Here is a 570-nt window from a genome sequence, read left to right as displayed (position 1 = left end):
ATCAAGCGCTGATGCTCGCCACCATCTGGGCGGCGCTTCTTGCGCCGGCCTTCTCAGCATTCGGCAGCCCCATCTCCTGGCTGGAGCTGGTCGCCTTCGTGCTGGCCGTCTGGATGGTCGTGTGCAATATGCGCGTCCACCTGCTGGCCTGGCCGCTGGCCCTCATCAGCTCGCTGATGTATTTCGCGCTGTTTCTGGACGGCAAGCTCTACGGCGAGGCCGGGCTGCAGCTGGTGTTCGCAGCACTGGCGCTGTGGGGTTGGTGGCAATGGCGCTTTGGCCGCACGCGCGAGGGCGAGGCGCTGAAGGTACGCCGCCTCGGCCTGCAAGGCCTCGTCAAGCCCGCGCTGCTGACGCTGGCMGCCTGGCCCTTGCTCGGCGTCTTTCTCGCGAAGAACACCGACAGCCCCCTTCCCTACTGGGATGCTTTCCCCACCGTCGCCAGCCTGCTTGGCCAATGGCTGCTGGCGCGCAAGTACGAAGAGAACTGGCCGACCTGGATCGTCGTCAACGTGGTCAGCGTCGTGCTCTTTGGCCTCAAGGGCTACTGGTTGACCGTGATCCTCTACG

1 protein-coding gene is annotated in these 570 nt (G+C 65.2%); it reads left to right on the top strand.

All coding sequences use genetic code 11. The features are described from left to right. Positions 1-11: 11 nt before the first annotated feature. The coding region (pnuC, locus tag AC1DU6_RS35145) for a nicotinamide riboside transporter PnuC (RefSeq protein WP_477863189.1) at positions 12-570 on the top strand (559 nt) is incomplete at its 3' end.

This window comes from Roseateles sp. P5_B10 (assembly GCF_056400485.1).
The sequence above is the reverse complement of the archived record's forward strand: the minus strand, read 5'-3'. Positions and strand labels throughout refer to the sequence as shown.